The 18,221-nt window shown below is 56.6% G+C and carries 14 protein-coding genes; 8 read left to right on the forward strand and 6 right to left on the reverse strand.

Translation table 11 applies throughout. The features are described from left to right. Window positions 1-15 precede the first annotated feature (15 nt). Both JIN87_RS08625 and JIN87_RS08630 read right to left on the reverse strand, forming a co-directional pair. Window positions 16-477, reverse strand: coding sequence for a hypothetical protein (locus JIN87_RS08625; protein WP_200355145.1), 462 nt, complete (start codon window positions 475-477; stop codon window positions 16-18). 26 nt (window positions 478-503) lie between these two features. Next, entirely contained in the window at window positions 504-1,814 is a 1,311-nt protein-coding gene (locus JIN87_RS08630; protein WP_200355146.1) for a permease, read from the reverse strand. Window positions 1,815-1,912: 98 nt separating this feature from the next. Between JIN87_RS08630 and JIN87_RS08635 the strand changes: the two genes are divergently transcribed. Beyond that, window positions 1,913-3,259 (forward strand): MFS transporter, encoded by a 1,347-nt coding sequence (locus JIN87_RS08635; protein ID WP_200355147.1) that lies wholly within the window; start codon window positions 1,913-1,915, stop codon window positions 3,257-3,259. Between the two features lie 10 nt (window positions 3,260-3,269). On the opposite strand, the gene JIN87_RS08640 is transcribed toward JIN87_RS08635, so the two are convergent. Beyond that, a complete protein-coding gene (locus JIN87_RS08640; protein ID WP_200355148.1) occupies window positions 3,270-4,967 on the reverse strand; it encodes a PAS domain-containing sensor histidine kinase in 1,698 nt (565 codons plus the stop codon). Window positions 4,968-5,431: 464 nt separating this feature from the next. Between JIN87_RS08640 and JIN87_RS08645 the strand changes: the two genes are divergently transcribed. The 6 genes from JIN87_RS08645 (at window position 5,432) to JIN87_RS08670 (ending at window position 12,177) form a co-directional block, all read left to right on the forward strand. Further along, complete coding sequence (locus JIN87_RS08645) at window positions 5,432-7,240, forward strand: 2-oxoacid:acceptor oxidoreductase subunit alpha (RefSeq protein ID WP_200355149.1); 1,809 nt, start codon at window positions 5,432-5,434, stop codon at window positions 7,238-7,240. A gap of 21 nt (window positions 7,241-7,261) precedes the next feature. Further along, complete coding sequence (locus JIN87_RS08650) at window positions 7,262-8,170, forward strand: thiamine pyrophosphate-dependent enzyme (RefSeq protein ID WP_200355150.1); 909 nt, start codon at window positions 7,262-7,264, stop codon at window positions 8,168-8,170. Between the two features lie 520 nt (window positions 8,171-8,690). Further along, window positions 8,691-9,644: a hypothetical protein gene (locus tag JIN87_RS08655; protein ID WP_200355151.1), complete on the forward strand. Its 954-nt coding sequence runs from the start codon at window positions 8,691-8,693 to the stop codon at window positions 9,642-9,644. A gap of 81 nt (window positions 9,645-9,725) precedes the next feature. Then, window positions 9,726-10,028: a hypothetical protein gene (locus JIN87_RS08660; RefSeq protein WP_200355152.1), complete on the forward strand. Its 303-nt coding sequence runs from the start codon at window positions 9,726-9,728 to the stop codon at window positions 10,026-10,028. 147 nt (window positions 10,029-10,175) lie between these two features. Beyond that, window positions 10,176-11,855 carry an ATP-binding protein gene (locus JIN87_RS08665; protein ID WP_200355153.1) on the forward strand — a complete coding sequence of 560 codons (1,680 nt, stop codon included), beginning with the start codon at window positions 10,176-10,178 and terminating at the stop codon, window positions 11,853-11,855. Between the two features lie 31 nt (window positions 11,856-11,886). Beyond that, a complete protein-coding gene (locus tag JIN87_RS08670) occupies window positions 11,887-12,177 on the forward strand; it encodes a YhbY family RNA-binding protein (protein WP_200355154.1) in 291 nt (96 codons plus the stop codon). Here the strand turns inward: JIN87_RS08670 and JIN87_RS08675 are convergent. Then, window positions 12,174-14,534, reverse strand: coding sequence for a TonB-dependent receptor domain-containing protein (locus JIN87_RS08675; RefSeq protein ID WP_200355155.1), 2,361 nt, complete (start codon window positions 14,532-14,534; stop codon window positions 12,174-12,176). The genes JIN87_RS08670 and JIN87_RS08675 overlap by 4 nt on opposite strands. 133 nt (window positions 14,535-14,667) lie before the next feature. On the opposite strand from JIN87_RS08675, the gene JIN87_RS08680 reads away from it, so the two are divergent. Next, window positions 14,668-15,312 (forward strand): pyroglutamyl-peptidase I, encoded by a 645-nt coding sequence (locus JIN87_RS08680; protein ID WP_200355156.1) that lies wholly within the window; start codon window positions 14,668-14,670, stop codon window positions 15,310-15,312. On the opposite strand, the gene JIN87_RS08685 is transcribed toward JIN87_RS08680, so the two are convergent. Both JIN87_RS08685 and JIN87_RS08690 read right to left on the reverse strand, forming a co-directional pair. Continuing rightward, entirely contained in the window at window positions 15,309-17,042 is a 1,734-nt protein-coding gene (locus JIN87_RS08685) for a SpoIIE family protein phosphatase (protein ID WP_200355157.1), read from the reverse strand. The genes JIN87_RS08680 and JIN87_RS08685 overlap by 4 nt on opposite strands. Then, window positions 17,039-18,220 carry a hypothetical protein gene (locus JIN87_RS08690; RefSeq protein ID WP_200355158.1) on the reverse strand — a complete coding sequence of 394 codons (1,182 nt, stop codon included), beginning with the start codon at window positions 18,218-18,220 and terminating at the stop codon, window positions 17,039-17,041. The genes JIN87_RS08685 and JIN87_RS08690 overlap by 4 nt, the downstream gene beginning before the upstream one ends. Window position 18,221: the final 1 nt, after the last annotated feature.

Here is an 18,221-nt window from a genome sequence, read left to right on the forward strand (position 1 = left end):
TTTTTGGCCCGCAGACTATTCAGATGGTCGTGGTTGGATTAGAGGGATGGATGGTGATTTTGGGATTTGGGATGGGTAGGTGGGGGAGGTGTAGTGGGGGGATGGTTTGTCGGGGGAGAGAATGAGGGTTTTTGATTTTGGATACGGATTGTCGCTTTGTTCGATGAAGTAGGTGCGTGAGCGGCTGAATTCTGATTGGAAGAAGCTGTTGGCGGCTCGGCGGATGGCGGTGGAGTGGAGTCGGCCTTGGGGGAGGTTGATCAGGATTACGGCTGGATGTTTCTGGGCGAAGGCGAGGGTGAGGAGGCGTTGGGCGTCGGGTAGCTCTTCTTTTTCGTGTACGATTAGGACGAGTGTGGCGGGGGATTGCAGCTGGTCGGCCAGTCGGGTTGGGGTATCGTCCAGGGAGGTTAAGGGCGTGGCGGAAAGGGATGAGCTAAAGAGGGTGAGATATGAGAGGGCGAGGAGGCGGAGCATGTTAGTGGTGCAAGCGTTTGGTTCGCTTACTTGACGCCTTTGAAGTCGAAGCCGAGGGAAGCTATCTTTTCCGCGATTTGGGCTTCCTGGTAGGAGTCTGTTTGGATGGTGGCGGAGCTGCTGTTCTTGTCGACGGATAGGACTTCGATTCCGTCCAGCGAGGAGAGTCCGTTGCGCACGGAGTTTTCGCAGCGGCTGCAATTCATGCCTTCGATGGAGAGAGTGACGGTATTCATTTGGTTTTTTTCTGAATTTGCTTGGGAGTTGCAGCAATCGGAGTCGCAGCAGCTCTGGGTCTGTTTGGAAGCGAATTTCTGGCGAAGGTGCGGAAAGACGAGCAAGAAGATGAGAATGATGCCTCCGAGGTGCTTCCACCAGTCGAGGTGTTCGTGGTGGGAGTGGGCGGAGGTTCCGAGGGTTCCGTCGTCCAAGAAGAAATGATAGAAGGCGGCGGCGATCCAGGTGGTGATGATGACTCCGGCGACGTAGATGAGGGTTGAGCGGCCGCCGAGGACTTTTCGCATGGTGGTGATGGTGGCGATGTTGGTGGCGGGGCCGGCGATGAGGAGGACGAGGGCGGCGCTAATGGGGAGGCCGCTGTGGACGAGGGCGAGGGCGAGCGGGATGGAGCCGGTGGAGCAGATGTAGAAGGGGACTGAGATGAGCGTGGCGAGGAGGATGGCGGAGATGGCGCCGCCGGGGAGGTTGGCCAGGAGGTCGGCTGGGGCGAGCGCGCTGATGATTCCGGCGAGGATGAAGCCGATGAGTAGGGCGGAGGCGAGGTCGCCTGGCATGGTGTAGAAACCGTACTTGAGGGAGTCGGAGAGGTTGGGGTTGGTAGGTGTTGAGGATTTGGGATTGGGGTTGGGGCTAAGATTAGGAGTAGGATCAGGATTAGGATTAGGATTAGGATTTTTTGGGGTGGTGGGGGTGAGGCGGTCGGTGGTGAGGCCGACGAGGATGCCGGAGAGGAAGGCGACGATGATTTTGTAGAGGGCGAAGACAGGGCCGAGCATGCCGTAGGTGGCGAGGAAGGAGTCGATCCCGGTCTGGGGGGTGGAGGTGAGGAAGGAGACGGTGGCTCCTTTGCTGGCTCCTTTTGAGTGGAGGCTCATGGTGACGGGGATGACGCCGCAGGAGCAGAGAGGCATGGGGACGCCGACCACGCTGCCCCAGATGACGGAGGAGAGGCTTTTTCGTCCCATGAGGCCCTCGATCCAGGTGGGCTTGAGGAATCGATGCAAGAGGGCGGAGATGGCGAGGCCGAGGATGAGGTAGACTCCCATCTCGGCGACCATGGCCCAGGTGTGGCTAGCGATTTTTGTGATCAGTCCCATTTGTTGCAGTGTCAGTAGGTGCTACGATTGAGGGCGGGGAATGGCGATGCGTTTTTTTTAGGTGGTGTTTAGGGGGGAGAGGGCTAAGGGGGTGGGGGGTGAAGTTTTGGGATAAGCTTTTTAGCGTGGATGTTCCGATGCGGCCTGGCTCGGTGGGGGTTCACTACGGCTGGGTGATCGCGGTGGCGGGGACTTTGGGGATGGTGGCGAGTGTGCCGGGGCAGACGATCGGGGTGAATGTGTTTAACGAGAAGCTGATCGAGGCTTTGGGGTTGTCGCGCACGGGGGTGAGTTCGGCGTACTTCGTGGGGACGGCGGCGAGCGGATTGCTGTTGCCGTATGCGGGCCAGCTCTTTGATCGCTGGGGGGCGCGGAAGATGATTGTGCTGGCGAGTTTGGCTTTGGCGATTTCGCTCGGATACATGAGTTGGGTGGATGGAGCGGCGGGGGCACTGGAGTCGGCGGCCTTTTCCGGCTATCCGGTTTTTTGGATACGGATCTCTTGCTTGGTTTTCGGTTTTTTCTTGATCCGCTTTTTTGGCCAGGGGCTTGTGATGATGACCTCTCGCAATATGATCGGGAAGTGGTGGGTGTCCCACCGGGGCAAGGTGTTTTCGATCGGTGGTATTGCGGTGACGGTTTGTTTCTCCCTCGCTCCGAAGGTGTTCGATGTGATGATCGAGTCGTGGGGATGGCGGGAGGCGTGGCAGATCATGGCTCTCTTGCTCGCTCCTGGTTTCTGTTTGGTGGCGTGGCTTTTGTATCGAGATAATCCTGACGAGTGCGGGGTGTCGGCTGACGGTGGACTGGAGGTGGATGATCGGAGGTCGGAGGATCCGGAATTTCGTATCGTGAAGGAGTTTACTCGGGAGGAGGCGGTGCGGAGCTATTCGTTTTGGGCGTTTAGCTCAGTGTTTGCTTTGCAGGCGTGCTACTTTACTGGATACGCTTTCCATGTCGTGGATGTGGCGGCTGATTTGGGGATGACGAAGGATGCGGTGCTGAACTTGTTTGTGCCGACCGCTTTTCTGAATGCTGTGGTGAGTCTGGTGGTGGGCTGGCTGAGCGACCGATGTCGTTTAAAGCATCTGCTGGTGGTGATGGCGGCGGGGAACGCGCTGGCGGCTCTTGGTTTGGCTTATTTGGGCGGACAGGCGTTGGTGCTGGCGATCGTGATCGGCTTCGGGGTGAGCGGTGGCTGTTTCGGGGCGATCAGCGGGGTGTTTATGCCGCGGTTTTTTGGGCTGAAGCACTTGGGCGCTATCAGTGGTTTGTTCGCTTCGATTCTAGTGGTGGGCAGCTCGGTGGGGCCGTTGCTGTTTAGTTTGGCGAAGCGTTTTACCGAGGGCTATGGCCCGGTGCATTGGCTTTCGGGCGTCGTGGCGTTGGCGCTTTTGCTGGGCGCGTTCAAGGCGGACAATCCGCAGAGAGCCCTGATGCGCTGAGGGTAGGCCTTTAGGCGTGCTCGGCGTCGTGGCTGGCGAGCGCGACGGGGAGTCGAGCTCGGGCGATGAGCCCTTTGGGGTAGGTTGGGGTGAGGTCGAGTTGGCCGCCTTTGAGGGCGAGTTTCGTCCGTATGTGAAAGAGGCCGATTTTGTTGAGTGGGGTCGAAATGGATACGAGGTTGCTCTCGAGGCCGATGCCGTCGTCTTCGACTTGCAGCACCCAGTCGTCTTCGTCTCGGAAGAGGGCGATGATGCACTCGCTGGCGTGGGCGTGTTTGACGACGTTGGTGAGGAGCTCGCGGAGTATTTCGAAGATGAGGTCCTTGTCTTGCTCTGCCTCGATGGCGCTGTCGTTGTCGTGGCTGAGGGTTACCGAGAGGTTGTGGGCTTTTTGGGTAATCTCGACCAAGCGTTCGGCGGCTCCTATGAAGCCGTCCTGCTGAAGGCTGGGCTCGGCGTAGTCGGATTTGTTTTCATCGGAGAAGTCGAAGGGGAAGGCGTCGTCGTTTGGTTCGGCTGGCTGGCGCTTGATGGACTTGAGCATCTTTTCCATGGTCTTGGACTTGTCGATGCCGAGGTTGTGTTCGGGGGCTGGCGTTGCTGCTGGCTTTCGCGCGGGAGCTGGCGGCGGTGGGGGCGCGGCGTTTTCTAGAGGTTCCTGTGTTGTTTGAGCAGGATCGGAACGTTTGGGCTTTTTCTGTTCTACGGGACGCGCGGGGGGCGGTGGCGTCGCGAGCAGAGGCGATGGCCCTTCGCTTTGGCCCACTTTTTTCATGAGGGCGTCCAGTTCCTTGCTTGCGGCTTCGATAGCTTCGTCCCTCAGGGTAAGCGCTTTTTGGATGGCCTGGTTCGCGGTGGCGATCTGGGCTTGGAGATCTTCCGCGCTTTGGCGTTGGTGTTTTATGAAGCCGTAGAGGCTAGGGTTGGCTCGTGGTCCGCCAGGTCGGTATTTGGCGGAGATGGAGACTGTGTGACCAGATTCGTTGCTGAAGTTGAGGCGGACGTTGTCGGCGAGTTCGCTTTGGTCTTCGATGGCCTCGTTGATCTGGCGCTTGAAGTGGTCTTGGTCGGCGGGATGCAGGAGTTCGATGAGGTCGTCTACGTGCGGGCAGCTTTGAGCGGTGTCGAGGCCGAGCTGCTGCAAGGCCCCTTCGCTGAGGGCGATGCGACCGGTCTCGGTGTCGAGCGACCAGGATCCGAGCTCGCCGAGATTGACGGCGAAGTTGAGCTCTTGGGCGAGGCGGAGCTTTTCTGCCTTGTCTCGTTTTCTCTCGAGGGTGCTTAGGGCGAGGTTCGCGACTAAAGTGGGGGAGAGGTCTTCCAGGCGACAGTGGGTGTCGATGCCCTTTGGCATCTGGAAACCTTCGGATTGGAGGAGGCGGCCGGAGACGAGACCGACGAGCGGGAGCTCTGGTGAGCTTTGGAGCAAGTGCTCGATAGCGGTGGCCGGGTCCTGAAAGTCGTCGATGCGGACGAAGGCGAGGTCGAATCCGCAGACTTGTAGCAAGTGGAGGGCGTCGTCCAGGTGGGCGCAGCGTTGGAGCTTGTAATCTTCTAGGGTGGAGCGCTTGAGATCCGCTCGCAAGGCAGCCGCGTCATCTTCGTCTCGAGATATGGAGAGAAGGAAGAGTGTCTCCGCTGCGGGCTGCGCGGCGGAGGATCGAGAATCGAATGACTGACTTGCTGACTTGCTTGGGTGGAGCGGCATTAAATTACGATACGGTCACTGAGTGGTGCAGTGCGTGAGCGCTTCGTGTGGCGTGCCCGGGTGGAGATTTTGTTTAGTTTGCTGGATAGGAGAAATTGTATTGTGTAGCTCAAAGGGAGGTGGGGAACCTCAGCAGGAGGGAATTTGTGGATATGGAGGCGGGCGTCTCGGTGTCCTTCCTGCGAATAGCAGCCGAGAGAGCCCGTTCCCAGAGGGAAACTGTAAAGTTATTCACAAGTTGTTTACAGGCCAAAGGTCAATCACCTTCTTTGTTTTGGGGCGACTTTTTGCGCGTTTGGGCGGGACCTGTATTCGAGGTTCACTGGCGCGGCGCGGGGGCGCATTTTGGGCAATTGGGCGGAGGGGTGAAAAAGCGGGGAAATGGCCCTTTGAATAAGGGAGTCTTTTGGAGCTCATCTGATTGACTGCTAGGCGGGGAGGGGCTTATTGCTGCTTTTCGTCAAATGCCTGAAGATTCATCTACTCAAAAAGCAGTTCGCGAGGAGCACATTCGCGATGCAGTCATCCGTCTCGCGGGAAATTCCCAGGACGGCATCCAATCCATTGGCGGGTTCTTGGCTCGTCTAGCTGGGAGAAGCGCTCAGGAGGTCATGACTTACATGACGATTCCGGCCACAATTTCTGGAGGTCCTTCGATTTTTCAGGTCCGTATGGGAACGGGTGAGGTGTTGTCGGCTGGGGACGAGGCGGATTTTCTCTTGGCCTTCTACCAGCATAGCTACGAGAACCACATCGGCTTTCTGAAGGAAGGCGGTGTCTTGCTTTACGATTCCGACCACGTGGAACCGGACGAGAACGATAATCGTTTCGTGAAGGTGGGGGTGCCGATTTCGGCCCTGACGGTTGAGGCTTTGGGGGGCTCGAGCCGGGAGAAGGGGAAGAACCTTTTCGCTCTTGGGCTGCTTGCCCGGATCTTCAAGCTCGATGTGGCGAAGCTGCGGGAGATTTTCAAGGAGCGCTTTGGCTCGAAGGCTGAGGACGTGTTGCGCAATGTGAACTTGGCTTTCGATGCGGGCTTCTCGTATCCGATCGATAACGTTTTGGATCGCTACTATAATTTCCAGCAGGAGGGCGAGTACGAGGGGCCGCAGCAGGTGACGATGGACGGCAACACGGCGCTCACGCTTGGCTTGATCGCAGGTGGGGTGCGGCATGGCGCGGGGTATCCGATCACGCCATGGTCGACGATCATGGAGATGCTTCGCCAACAGTTGCCGAAGTACAACGGCGTTTTCGTCCAGGCGGAGGACGAGCTCGCGGCGGCGGCGATGGCGATTGGTTTCAGCTATGCTGGACATCTCGCGGTGACGGGAAGTTCGGGGCCGGGAATTTCTTTGAAGATGGAGTCTCTCGGTTGGGCGACGATGGCGGAGATCCCGCTGGTGGTGGTGAACATCCAGCGTGGCGGCCCTAGCACGGGTCTGCCTACGAACGTGGAGCAGAGCGATTTGCTGCAGGCGATATATGGAAGCCATGGGGATTGCCCGCGTGTCGTGATTGCAGCTCAGAATGTGGAGGACTGTTTCTACTCGGCTCGCGAAGCCTGCGAGATCGCTCGCAAGTATAGCGTGCCTGTATTCGTTTTGTCTGACATGTCTTTGGCTTCTCGGATCGAGGCTTTTGACGAGCCGGATCTTGAGGCGTTGATGATCGAGCCGACGTTGGACACGGAGGATCGCTCGGCGGACTTTAAGCCGTATGATTTGGAGCGGATCACTCGACATGCTCCTCCGGGAGCTTGGATCGAGGGAGGCGTTTTCCCTCAGGTGACTGGCCTTGAGCACGACGAGTCGGGGCACCCGTCGGCAAATCCGCAGATGCACGCGAAGATGATGCGGAAGCGTCGCGAGAAGATCCAGAAACTGGCAGACGAGTTGCCTGCGTCTCAAATTTATGGTGACGAGGAAGGCGAAGTGCTAGTGGTAGGTTGGGGCTCAACTTGGGGGCCGATACGCGAGACGGTGATTCGCGAGCGCGATCGTGGCCGGCGCGTAGGGCATTTGCAAATACGTCATTTGAACCCGTTGCCGAACGATCTGGGCGAGATCTTTGCTCGTTTCGAAAAGATCCTGGTCGTGGAAATGAACGACGAGGGGCTCTATGGACAGGGGCAGTTAGCTACTTTGTTGCGGGCGCGCTATTGCAACCCGGCGATCCAGAGCCTCTGCAAGACCGATGGCCTGACCTTTAAGATCAAGGAGATCATGCGCGGCGTCGAGGCGGTGAGCCCGAGCCATGCGCCAAGCAAGTAATTTTAGGGAGACTCGATTGATATGAGCACAACTTCTACACCAGTAAAAGCAGAGCGTGGCGTGTTGACCAAGAAGGGATTGCAAGCGGATCATCCGACTTGGTGCCCTGGTTGCGGCGATTTCGCGGTTTTGGCCGCCTACTATAAAACGCTAGAGAAACTCGACTTGCCGCAGCAGAACATCGTGACCTTGGCGGGGATCGGTTGTTCGTCGCGTTTTCCTTATTTTGTGAATACACATGGGGGGCACTTCATCCATGGCCGTTCGCTACCGTTCGCTTCGGGGGTGAGCCTTGGTCGCGACGATTTGCATGTCTTCGTATTTGGCGGTGACGGCGACGGTTTTTCCATTGGCGGGAATCACCTCGATCACGCGGGCCGAAAGAACTTCAACCTCACTTACGTCATCATGGACAATTTCGTCTATGGTTTGACCAAGAAACAGACCTCGCCGACGTCGCCGCAGGGCTTTAAGTCGAAGACGGATCCTTGGGGCGCGTTTGACCGCCCGACCAATCCGATGCGTAAGATCCTCTCGAGCGGCGCGACGTTTGTAGCGCGCACGCATGCGACTCAGATCAAGCACATGATGGAGATGTACGAGCGGGCGGCGAAGCACGAAGGTTTTTCGGTGATCGAAGTGCTCAGCGAGTGCGTGGAGTTCAACAAGGGGAGTTTTGACGAGGCGATCCCGCGCAAGGGCGGTAAGTTCGAGATCATCGACGAGACCGAGCATGACGTGAGCGATATGCCTGCGGCGCTCGCTTTGGCGGAAGAGCAATGGCCGGGGCGTTTCGGTGTTTACTACGAGGCAAAGAACGAACCGACCAAGAACAAGCTGGAGCGGGACTTGATCGAAGCGTCACGCGAGAAGGTGGGCCACAAGTCCGACAAGGCGTTGCTGGCGCAGACTTTCGCCTCGATGCGTTAGCATTTATTGGGAGCGCTCTGTCTCGGGAAGGGGCGGGTCAGCTTCCGCAATCTTTGAAAACAAAAGGGCGCTCGAACATAGGTTCGAGCGCCTTTTGTAGTTAACCAACCAACTAAGATTCTAAAAATTGTTTTGTGGTGGGGTTGGATGTGCGGGCTTTTCGTCTTGGTGCCTCTTTATTCGGCGCGAAATGGGGATTCCCTAATCGCTAAATGCTCTAAAATGAGTGAATTACCGGGTTTTTGACACTTTGCCCTAGCTAAAACGAAGTAGGCCGGTCCTCCCGGACCGGCCACTAACATCAACTATAGGAAATTTGGAACTAACGATGTGCGGAATTTCTTCCCTGCGAGCCGTTCATCACGCGGCTTACAGTTTTTTTACACGTCTGGAGGTTTGTAGATTCGTTGTGTGGAGACAAGGGCAAAGCGTCCCGAGAGGTGGCTCCGGTATTGCCTTAGGGTGGAATTGCGAGGCGGCGGCAGAGGCGCGTTGACAAGAGCTTCAGGATGACGGTGAAATGAGATTTGTGACTAGGGGATTGAGGGTAATTCGGATTCGTTGGATCGGTGGCTGGGCAGGTGTGCTCGTTGCTGGAGTCTTCGTATTGTCGGGAGTGTTGAGGGTCGAGGCGCAGGAAGAGGCTCCCGAGGTGGATAAGGCTCTGGAAGCGGCGGCTGAGGCTGCTTTGGCTCGCGTGGAGGCGGATGCGGAAAAGCGTGGCGTGAGGGAGCGTCGCTCAGTGGCGGGGATGAAGGTTCGCGGGCGTCATAAGGTGGGGACTGAGGATCCGGTTTATCGCAGCGGAGTCCCGTATTTCGAGGAGTGGACGATTCGGGCGGGGGCGATGAAGTTGCGGGTGCCCGCTTATCTTGGTTGGCAGGCGGTAAAGCCGAACTCGGACTTCTATCTTGCTCAATCGAAGACGGGGCGGCAGGGGGAGTTGCTGGTGCTGCCGCTCATGTTTTCCGATTTCGTGCGGGCGACGCGTTCGAAGTACGTCAATTATTTCGGGTTGCTTTGGGTGCCGCAGGAAACGGCTTTTCAATCTTTGGGAAACAGCAGCTTTGCGGGGTTCAAAGCGGAGTTGCAGAACGACATGGTGGTGGATCGCAAGCGTTTGGTGGGGCGGGACGATTTTTGGGATTTCGAGGACTACATGGCGTTTCGAAAGGGGCGGGACGAGGATTTGGAGGAGTCTTTGGATGGCTACTGGCTGAAGGCTTTGGACGAGCCGGATCTGGTTTCGTACTTTGCGACTTCCGAGTTTGTTTTCGTATCCTCGCGAGGCGAGCAGAGGCAGCCGATGATCCAGACGATGACCTATGCTCTGGTGAGGGGGAAGCTGCTGCGTTTCGACTTTAAGCGGCTGCACTTCAGCGACGAGGATGCGGTGGAGCTGATCAAGTTCACCAAGGATTTCGTGGAGGACATGCGGATCGTGAACGGTTTGAGCGAGCGGAAGATTCGCTAGGTGCGTGTCTTTGGGCGACGATACGGGCTTGTTCAAGGATTTGGTTTGCCAGGGAGGTGGGCGGGCTGCACCGGTATTGGCATGAGCCTGAATCGCTACGAGCAACTGTTGCACGACTACATCGACTCTCTCCCTGAGGAGCGTCGTTTCTGGCAAGATCGGGTGCTTGAGATCGAGCGGGGCAACTCGCGGAGGGAAGCGGCTGCCTTGGCTTTGAATGCGGAGTTGTGGGAGTATTTCGAGGAGCGCTCGCGTCATGAGTCGGAATTTACGGATGTGGTGTCCGTGGGCGGCGGAAAGTTGAGCATGCTTAACTTGTCGGAATACCTGTTGCGGATGTGGGGGCCGGTTAAGCCGGCTAAGAAGGCAAAGCCTTCGGTTTAAGCGGGTTTCCTAGGTGATCCGGCCGTAAATGTGTCAGCGCGCGGCCTACAAATCCCTCAGCAAATTTGACGATTTGTACGAGTGGCGTTTGTTTGCTGGCCATCTCTGGACGATGTTGGTCGAATCGAGGTTTCCGCTCTCTCATTCATGTTACCCGAATCCCTAGAATCTCCTCTCGATAGAATGTACGATCATTGGGCCCGTATTGGTCTCAACGGACGTGTTTGCTCCTGTTCGGATCAGCTCCGTCGGCGAGTGTTAGCGGCTGGTGAGGATCTCGGTTCGCTGCAGGCCCGAGAGCTGTTTGGCTTGGGCGAGCAAGAGGGGGAGCTTTTTTATGCGGCTTGGGTGGCGGCGTTGCGGGGCAAGGCAAGCGTGTTGAGCTTGAGCCTGGCAACTCGGCAGGCTGAGAAGGCTAGCGTAAGCCTGATGCCGCAGTTTGATGAAGAAGGATTGGTCGCGGGAGTGGTTTTGGGAATCGAGTGCGAGGGAGGGCGAATGGCTGTTGGGCTCCGTCAGCCTTTGGAGTACAGCGAGCGTGGTGAGGACGCGTTGAGGGAATTGAGCCAATTGCGAGAGGATCTGGCGATGGCTCGAGAGCGCATGCAGGCATTGGAGGCGGAGAGCGGCGCGAAGTCCGAGTTTCTGGCAAGCGTGTCTCATGAGATCAGGACGCCGCTGAACGCCGTGCTCGGTTTTTGCGATTTGTTGGGCAAGACTGCGCTCGACGAAAAGCAGGAGGAGTTCGTGACGGCGATGAGCAAAAGCGGCCGGCACCTGATCGAATTGATCGGTCAAACTCTCGAGTTTTCCAGGATCGAGTCAGGAAACTTGGATCTCGAGAAGAAGCCATTGCGCCTGGACTCCGTGTTGGCGGAAGCGCAGGCGATGTTGGGGGATAAGGCGCTGGAGAACTCGATAGCGTTTTCTGTAGATTTAAGCGGTTTGGCTGATGAGATCGTTTTGGGGGACGCGACTCGTCTGAAGCAGATTTTGGTGAATTTGCTCGGGAATGCCTTTAAGTTCACTGGAGAGGGAAGCGTGAACTTGAGAGCGGAGACGAAGGACAGTTCGAAGGAAGGCTTTGCTTGTCTGAGAGTGAGTGTCGAGGATACGGGGAAGGGCATCGATCCGGATCAGGCCGCTGATCTGTTTGAGCCGTTTGTGCAGTCGGAATTGGGAGTTGGAAGTGAGTTTTGTGGCTCGGGGTTGGGTTTGGCGATTTGCAAACGCCTTTGCGAGGCCATGGATGGCGATGTGTGGCTAGAATCGACCGTGTTGGGCAAGGGGAGTGTATTTGCCTTTGAGATACAATTAGAGAGAGAGGGCGGGAAGACCGCTGTCTCCGAAGAACAAACCGGAGAGGAGTCGAAAATGGAAGTAGACGAGAGAAGAGTCCCAGCGGAAGAGACTGCACGTGTTAAAAGGACTGGAACAGGGCCGATCCGACTTCTTGTGGTAGACGACAATCCGAACAATCTTCTCATCACCTCGAAGCTGTCTCAACATCTTGGTTACCAAGCGGAAACCGTTAGCAACGGGATCGATGCTCTGGAGCGAATGAAGGACGGTGGCTACGATATCGTTTTGATGGACGTGCGTATGGCTCCGATCAACGGTATCGAGACCACTCGTAAAATTCGAGATGGAGAGGCTGGGGAGAGAAGCTCTGAAGCCTACATCATCGCCGTGACTGCTCATGCTCTGCAAGGAGATAAGGAAAAGTGCCTCGCTTCGGGAATGAACGACTACCTGTCGAAGCCGCTCACTTTGGATCGTCTGCAGGACAGCCTAAATCGAGCTCGCTCCGAGCTATCTCTCGATTGACAATCCTCTGTTGGCCTCGCAAGAGAGCTGGATGAATTTGCTTAGCAGCAAGGAAAAGTCAGAGCTCCGCGGGTACGCGCAACGCCTCAAGCCGGCGATTCACATCGGCAAGAAGGGATTGGCGGACTCGGTTGTCGTGGAATTGAAGAAAGCCTTCGAGAAGGACGAGCTTATCAAAGTGGCGTTCAAGGGCGACCGGGATGAGATAGCTGCGCAGAGCTCTCAAATTGAGACGTTGACGGAAAGCCAATGCGTGGGTGGGGTAGGCAAAAAGCGTAGCTTCTACCGAAAGATGGAAGAGCCCTCGGAGATCGAGGGCTAGAAGTTCATTTTCACGCCAGCGGAGTATTCGCGGAGCGAGACGCCGTAGCGAACGGGCCGGGAGAAATCGCCGATGTAGCTCTGCCGCGGAGAGGCGAGAAGGTTTTCGGCTTCGAAAAAGAGACGTGTGTTGCTTTGTACCTGGTAGGTCGCGGAGAAATCGAGCACGTCGCGTCCCTTTTCGTAGCGATCGCGCCATGATTGATCGTCTACGGACGTTAGGTAATCGTCTCTTTCCTTGAAAAGGAGCTGGGCGAATGTCTTGCCCTTGTCGTAAGTAGCGGAAACTTGGATACTGAAGTCCGAGTCGTGCACGGTGGGAAGGGAATCGTCGGGGCGATTTGGGTAGTCGCTCTCAGAATCGATGGAGGAGGCTTTGACGTTGATGCTGAATCCTTCCAGCGACTGTCCCCATTCTTGAAGACTTTGGTTCCAGATGATGTTCACGCCGGTTCGGGTAGCGCTGGGCCCGTTGCGATTGCGACCCAGTTCAAAACCGTCGAAGGTGCCTCCGTCGATGATCGTGTTTTCCCAATAGACGAGGTCCGAAATGTCACGATTGAAGAGTTCGAGGGAGAGGGTGCTGTTTGAGGACAGTTCGTAGTCAAGGGAGAAGTCGAGGTTGTCGAACAAGGTGGGCTCTAGGTCCGGACTGCCTTCTTCAATGGATTGATTTCCGTAGTTTATGCGTCGATACGGGACGACTGACCCGTAGCCCGGACGTTTGATCGACTTTGTCCAGGCTCCAATAAGGGTTGTGCGTTCGTTTAGGAAGTAGCGGAGATGGAAGGAGGGGAAGAAGTCGCTATAGGAGCGGTCTCCCGAACGTGGGACGGTTTCCAGATAGTCTCCTTCTTCGTCGATGACGACTTCGTTGGCTTGGTAGCTGATTTCGGTTTGTTCGACGCGTCCACCCACGATGCTGCGAAAGGCTCCCCACTCGGCGCTGAGCATCGCGTAGCCGGAGCTGACATCTTCGCTGACTTGAAAGCTGTTCCCATCCGACTTTTCGCGAGTGCGGCGGATATCGAGCGGGAATTCGGAGCGGTAGTCATTGTAGAAGGACCTGGAACGATCCGCATCCGGAACGATGCCGAGGTCGTAGGTGCGGTCGAAGTGGCGGGTCTGGCCTCCCGGAACGCCTACGTCTCCTACGTTGAAATCGCCGTCGAAGGAGCTGAAGAGCAGTGAATCTGAGCTTTGTTCTTTGTCGCGAGCTCTGTATTTCAAGCCGCTCTTGAAAAAGCCTCGGTAGTGTTCGGTTTGGAAGGTGCGTTTGAGGTTGAGCGTTGCGATCAGATCGTCCTGGTCGCTGTTCCAGCGTTCGTCGAGGAGTTCGTCGAAGTCGAAGTCGGCTGGGTTTTCGGTGTCTCCATTTACTTCAATGAAGCTTGGATCGTCCCAGCGGTAGCTGAGGTCGGCGTCGTTGTGATCGAACTCGATGATGAACCAGTTGGGCTCGAAGTAGCTGTTGGTTTCGATGGAGAGCTTTGCGTCGATATGGAGGCGATCTCCTTCGTAGACGGTGCCGAGTTGCCAAAACAGGTTTTCGGACTCGGCATCGAAATCGAGCAGCTCTCGCTCAACTTTTGCCCCGAGGCTTTGTCCGGAGTTTTCGGTTTGTTCGGTGTATTCGCCTTGGTCGAAGCGGTAGGCGACTCGGGGGCGATAGTCGTCGCGTTCTCTTTCAACGTAGTCGAGGCGGGCGAAGGTGTAGAGAGAGTCGCTGATGCGATAGTCGACTCGCGACTTGAATGAGATCTCTTGCCGTTCTCCGTGGTAGGTGTCGTAGCCGAGAACTTCGGGAGCGAAGAGGCCGGTTTCGGGATCCTGCTCCCAGTCGGTGAAAAGGTTTTCGTCGTAACTCTCGCTATGGTCGAGGGCGAGGGAGAGGCGGTAGCCGAAATCGCCTTGGGCGCGGCTGGTGGAGATGAGGAACTCTTCGCCCCAGGAATCTCCTTCTTCGTCGAAATCCAATTCCGCCTCCATTTTGGTGACGGAGTTTTCGAGGAGAAAGATGGGTTTCGATTCGACGTTGAGGGAGCCGCCTCTGGCGTCTGCGTCGAGGTCGGGAGTGATGGCGCGGAGGACTTCGAGGGAGTCCACCGCTTCTGAGGGCAATTCGGAAAGCGAGCCGTTCGCCTTCTCGCCGTCGATCGTTACGTTGTTGAACTTCAGGTCCGGACGGCGGCTGATCGCTTCGGAAACGTTGGAATCCTCGACGAGCTCCACTTTTTCGCGGTCGCTGATGATTGCCTCGGATTCGGCGGGCTCGGCCGGTTGCGTATCCTGCCCCGAGAGGAATGGGAGAAGGGGGGCGGTTAAAAGGAAGGTGGGGATGCGAAACGTGTACCTCATGGTAGTGGTTCGAGAGTTGGGGGAAGCGGTGGAGCGGGCCGAAGAAAAAGGCGATCCTACCTGCTGGTAAAATCAATGGCAAACGGGTTCTACACTTTGACGAATGCGGAAAACTGGACTTAGTACGCGGCCTATGAATTTGTTGCTCGCAGGAATTGAACCGACGGTACCCACGTCTGAGGCGGTGGCCTGGCGGTATCTTTCAGTCATCGGAGAAATGGAGTTTGAGGGGCACCATGTCGTTACTCTCCGTTTACCAGCGGTTTGGGACGATTGCTTCCTGCCGTTGAAGGATTGCTTGAGCCAAAAGTGGGACGCGGTTGTTTGCTTGGCGGATGCTGATAGCGAGTCGATCGAGGTGGAGCGGATCGCTATCAATGAAACGGATGTTTCCACCAAGGATCGAAGCGGTCGTCGTCCGAGAGGAAAGGTAATCGTTCCCGACGGGGAACCCGGTTACTGGAGTACTTTGCCGTACAGGGAGCTGGCGTTGCAGTTGACCAACGCGAAGCTGCAGGCGAGCGGCTCCCACAGCGCGGGAACGGGCTTAGCCAATTTCGTCTTTTACCGGATGATGCATGCCTTGAGCGTGTCGGAGCGTCGCTTGAGTGCTGGGCTCATCCATCTGCCGGAAAGACGTTTTGAGGAAGAGAAGGCGGAGCGGTTCGCGTCGGTCTTGGTTTCCTGTCTCGATGGCAATCGGGAACCGGAGGACAGCTTGAAGCTGAATCTTGATCGGATCCAGGCTCGTTCAGGTGTCCAGCCCCGTTCGCGTTAGAGGATTTCGAGCGCCATCATCGTCTGGTCGTCCGTTGCGGAGCGGCCATTTGCGAAATCGCTTACGAGGCCGAACGCTTTATTGGGAACGGAATCGATCCCTTCTTCCCAAATGTCGGGGACGGCGCTGAGTAGACGCTCCATGCCGAGCATGTCGCCTTTGGGGTTTTCTGCTTCGTAGAATCCGTCGGTGATGAAGAGAAGACGTGATGTATCCGAAAGTTGGATAAGGTTTTCCTCGTAGAGGTCGCTTGGGTCGATGCCGAGTGGCATGCCTTCAGCTTCGAGAAGCTTGGTTTCCTTGTTGTTCGAATCTAGCAGGATGGCGGGGCAGTGTCCTGCGCTCGCAAGTTTCAGAACTTTTTTGCCGTAGTCTAGGAATGCGGCCTGAGCGGTGATGAACATGTTGAGGTGTCCGAGCTCTTCGTGGATCTGCTTGTTGATCTTGGAGAGAAGCCATCCGGGGGTTTCGGCGAGGTTTAGGCGGGAGCGGATTGCGGTGCGGAAAATTGTCGCGAGCAAAGCGGCAGGGACTCCTTTGCCCATAACGTCTGCGATTACAACAAGAAGCCCCACGTCGCGAATTTCGATCGCGTCGATGTAGTCGCCCCCTACTGCCATCGCCGCAACGCATCTTCCCGTGGATCGACAGTATTTATTATTTGGGTACGAAGATGGGAGAAGGGATTGTTGGATTTCGGATGCAACTTCGAGCTGAGTCTGAGCCCGTTCATGTTCCTCGCGGTGTCGGAAGGTTTTTGCGCTCGTGTAAGCAAGCCCTAGGAACTGGCAGATAGTGCGGGCTAGGGGAAGAGCTGTTTCGAACAGTGTCTTCTGGTTGGCTTCCGTCGAGTGGATGGCAATGGTGCCGAGGCAGTCGCGCTGGTAGATGATTGGCAAGACTATGGCGCATCCAGAATTTTCGTACAGAGGGTCTGTCGGGTCGAGGTGAGAGCACCGCTCGACTACGAGTTCGTTTTCTGAAGCCATTACCGTCATGCAAGCGCAGGCTTGCTCTCGCCTAATCATGGCCGCGCGAATCTCGAGGGCTTCTCCTCCTTCGTGGTAGGCGTTTTCGAGGTTTCCGTCTGCGACGAGTGTCCAGACGTTTGCCTGGGTGATTTCGACGATGCCGCGCAGGCGTTGGATGCTCTTCTCGATGAAGCTTTCGATAGCCGGGCAGTTTGTGAGGTCGTTTGCCAAGCCGGCGATGATGTCTCTTTCGGAGTAGGCCAGATTGAGGTCGTTCGAGAGGTTCTGCAGCATGGTGAACATCTCTTCGGTTTTATCGAGGATGTCCGAACGCGAATGGGTGGCGAAGCTGAGTGTGACCTTGTGACCGTATTCGCTTTTCTCTTCTTTGAAGGATTCGGCGATGGATTGGATTATGAAGTAGCCGCGTCCCGATTCGGCTGTAGGGTCGTCCGGCAAGGTGGCTTCTCCCTCGTGCTCGTAACAAGGGCCGGGATCGTCGACTTCTAGCCAAAGCTTTTCGTCTTGCCAGGACCATTTGGCTCTCACGATTTTCGATGCGTCTTCCTCGCAGCCGTGCTCTACGGCGTTGTTTAAGCACTCGCAGATGGCTAGGTCGATTTGAGGCCAGAGGGTTTCGTCGAGGCAATTTCGTTGACAGAAAGCCTTGAGCAAAGCCGACACTTCAGCGACTCGCTCGAGTTCCGCTGGGAATTCGCAGTATCCAGTCTCGTAGTACGATATGGATTTAGAACTCATTGAATTGGTTTGAATACGAGCTTAACGAGCTTTGAACGAATCAGTTTGCTGATGCTTCTGTCGTTGCAAAGCGCTTGATAGGAAGCGTGTATCCACTCTGTGGGGTCTTGAGGACTGTGGCAATCGTGTACGTCGGAGAGAGCGATGACACCCGGACGTGTCTTGGCGAGACGGCGAGCCACGTCGATGTCGGCCGCGTCGGAAGACCAATCTACTGAACGGGGAAGAATGCCGACTAGGCGCATGCGGCCTTTGACGACTTCCTTGAGCCAGTGCCAGCGGCGTACGATCAAGCGACCGTTCTCGCCTGTCTTGAGGCGAAGAGCGCCTCCTTTGCCGTCGTGGGCCTCGAGTTCGCTCCAGTCGATTCGCGAAAGGGCGGCGATGGGGGAGACGATGCAGAAGAGGGCGAGCGCGGCGAGGCGTTCGAGGTAGCTCGGGCTGGCGAGCTTTTCGCTGATGTCTGAAAGGATGAAGGAGTCGGTGATGGCTACACGGCAGCCAAGTTTACTGTCCATGAGGAGACCGCCCTCGACGGCGACTTCTTCGAGTGAGGTGTTGGCTCCGACCATGGTACCAGGAAGGACGATCGAGCGTTGCACGATGGCGTTTTCGTCGATGATGGCGTTTTCGCCGATACAGGCGTAGGGGCCGACTTGAGCTCCTGCTGCGATTTCGCATTTGCCCTGTATCCAGAATGGAGCGACGAGCTTCGCATCCGGGTGGATGCGAACATGAGGCCCGACCCAGCCCCCGTCCGGATGTTTGACCTCGATTTTCAAGGTGTAGTCCTGCATGCCGTCGAGCCAGCGGCGGTTGAGGAGAAGCCATTGTTTTAGCAGGCCGGCTTCGCCTTCGATGGGGGAGGGGAGCTTGTTGCAGTTTGGAAGCCCGACGACTGGGATCGCGTGCTCGGGCGCGTTTTCATCGGAGGTTATGGGGACGACCTCGACTGGACGAGACCAGAAGTTTCCGTGGTCGAGGTAGTTGCGCAATTCGTTGGGTCGGTCGGCGGTGTAGATCGTGATATGCTCGATCTCTTCGTGCACCGCCTGATCCATCCAGTAGGAGATGAGCGGCTGGTTGCCGATGGGCCAAAGGGCGAAGGGGTGTTCGGATTGCCAGATAGTGTCGTAGGAGCTCCAGTCTGGGAGGAGCAGGTGCCAGGTCTTTTTCATG

Origin of the sequence: Pelagicoccus mobilis (assembly GCF_016595505.1) — a bacterium.
Lineage (GTDB): Bacteria > Verrucomicrobiota > Verrucomicrobiia > Opitutales > Opitutaceae > Pelagicoccus > Pelagicoccus mobilis.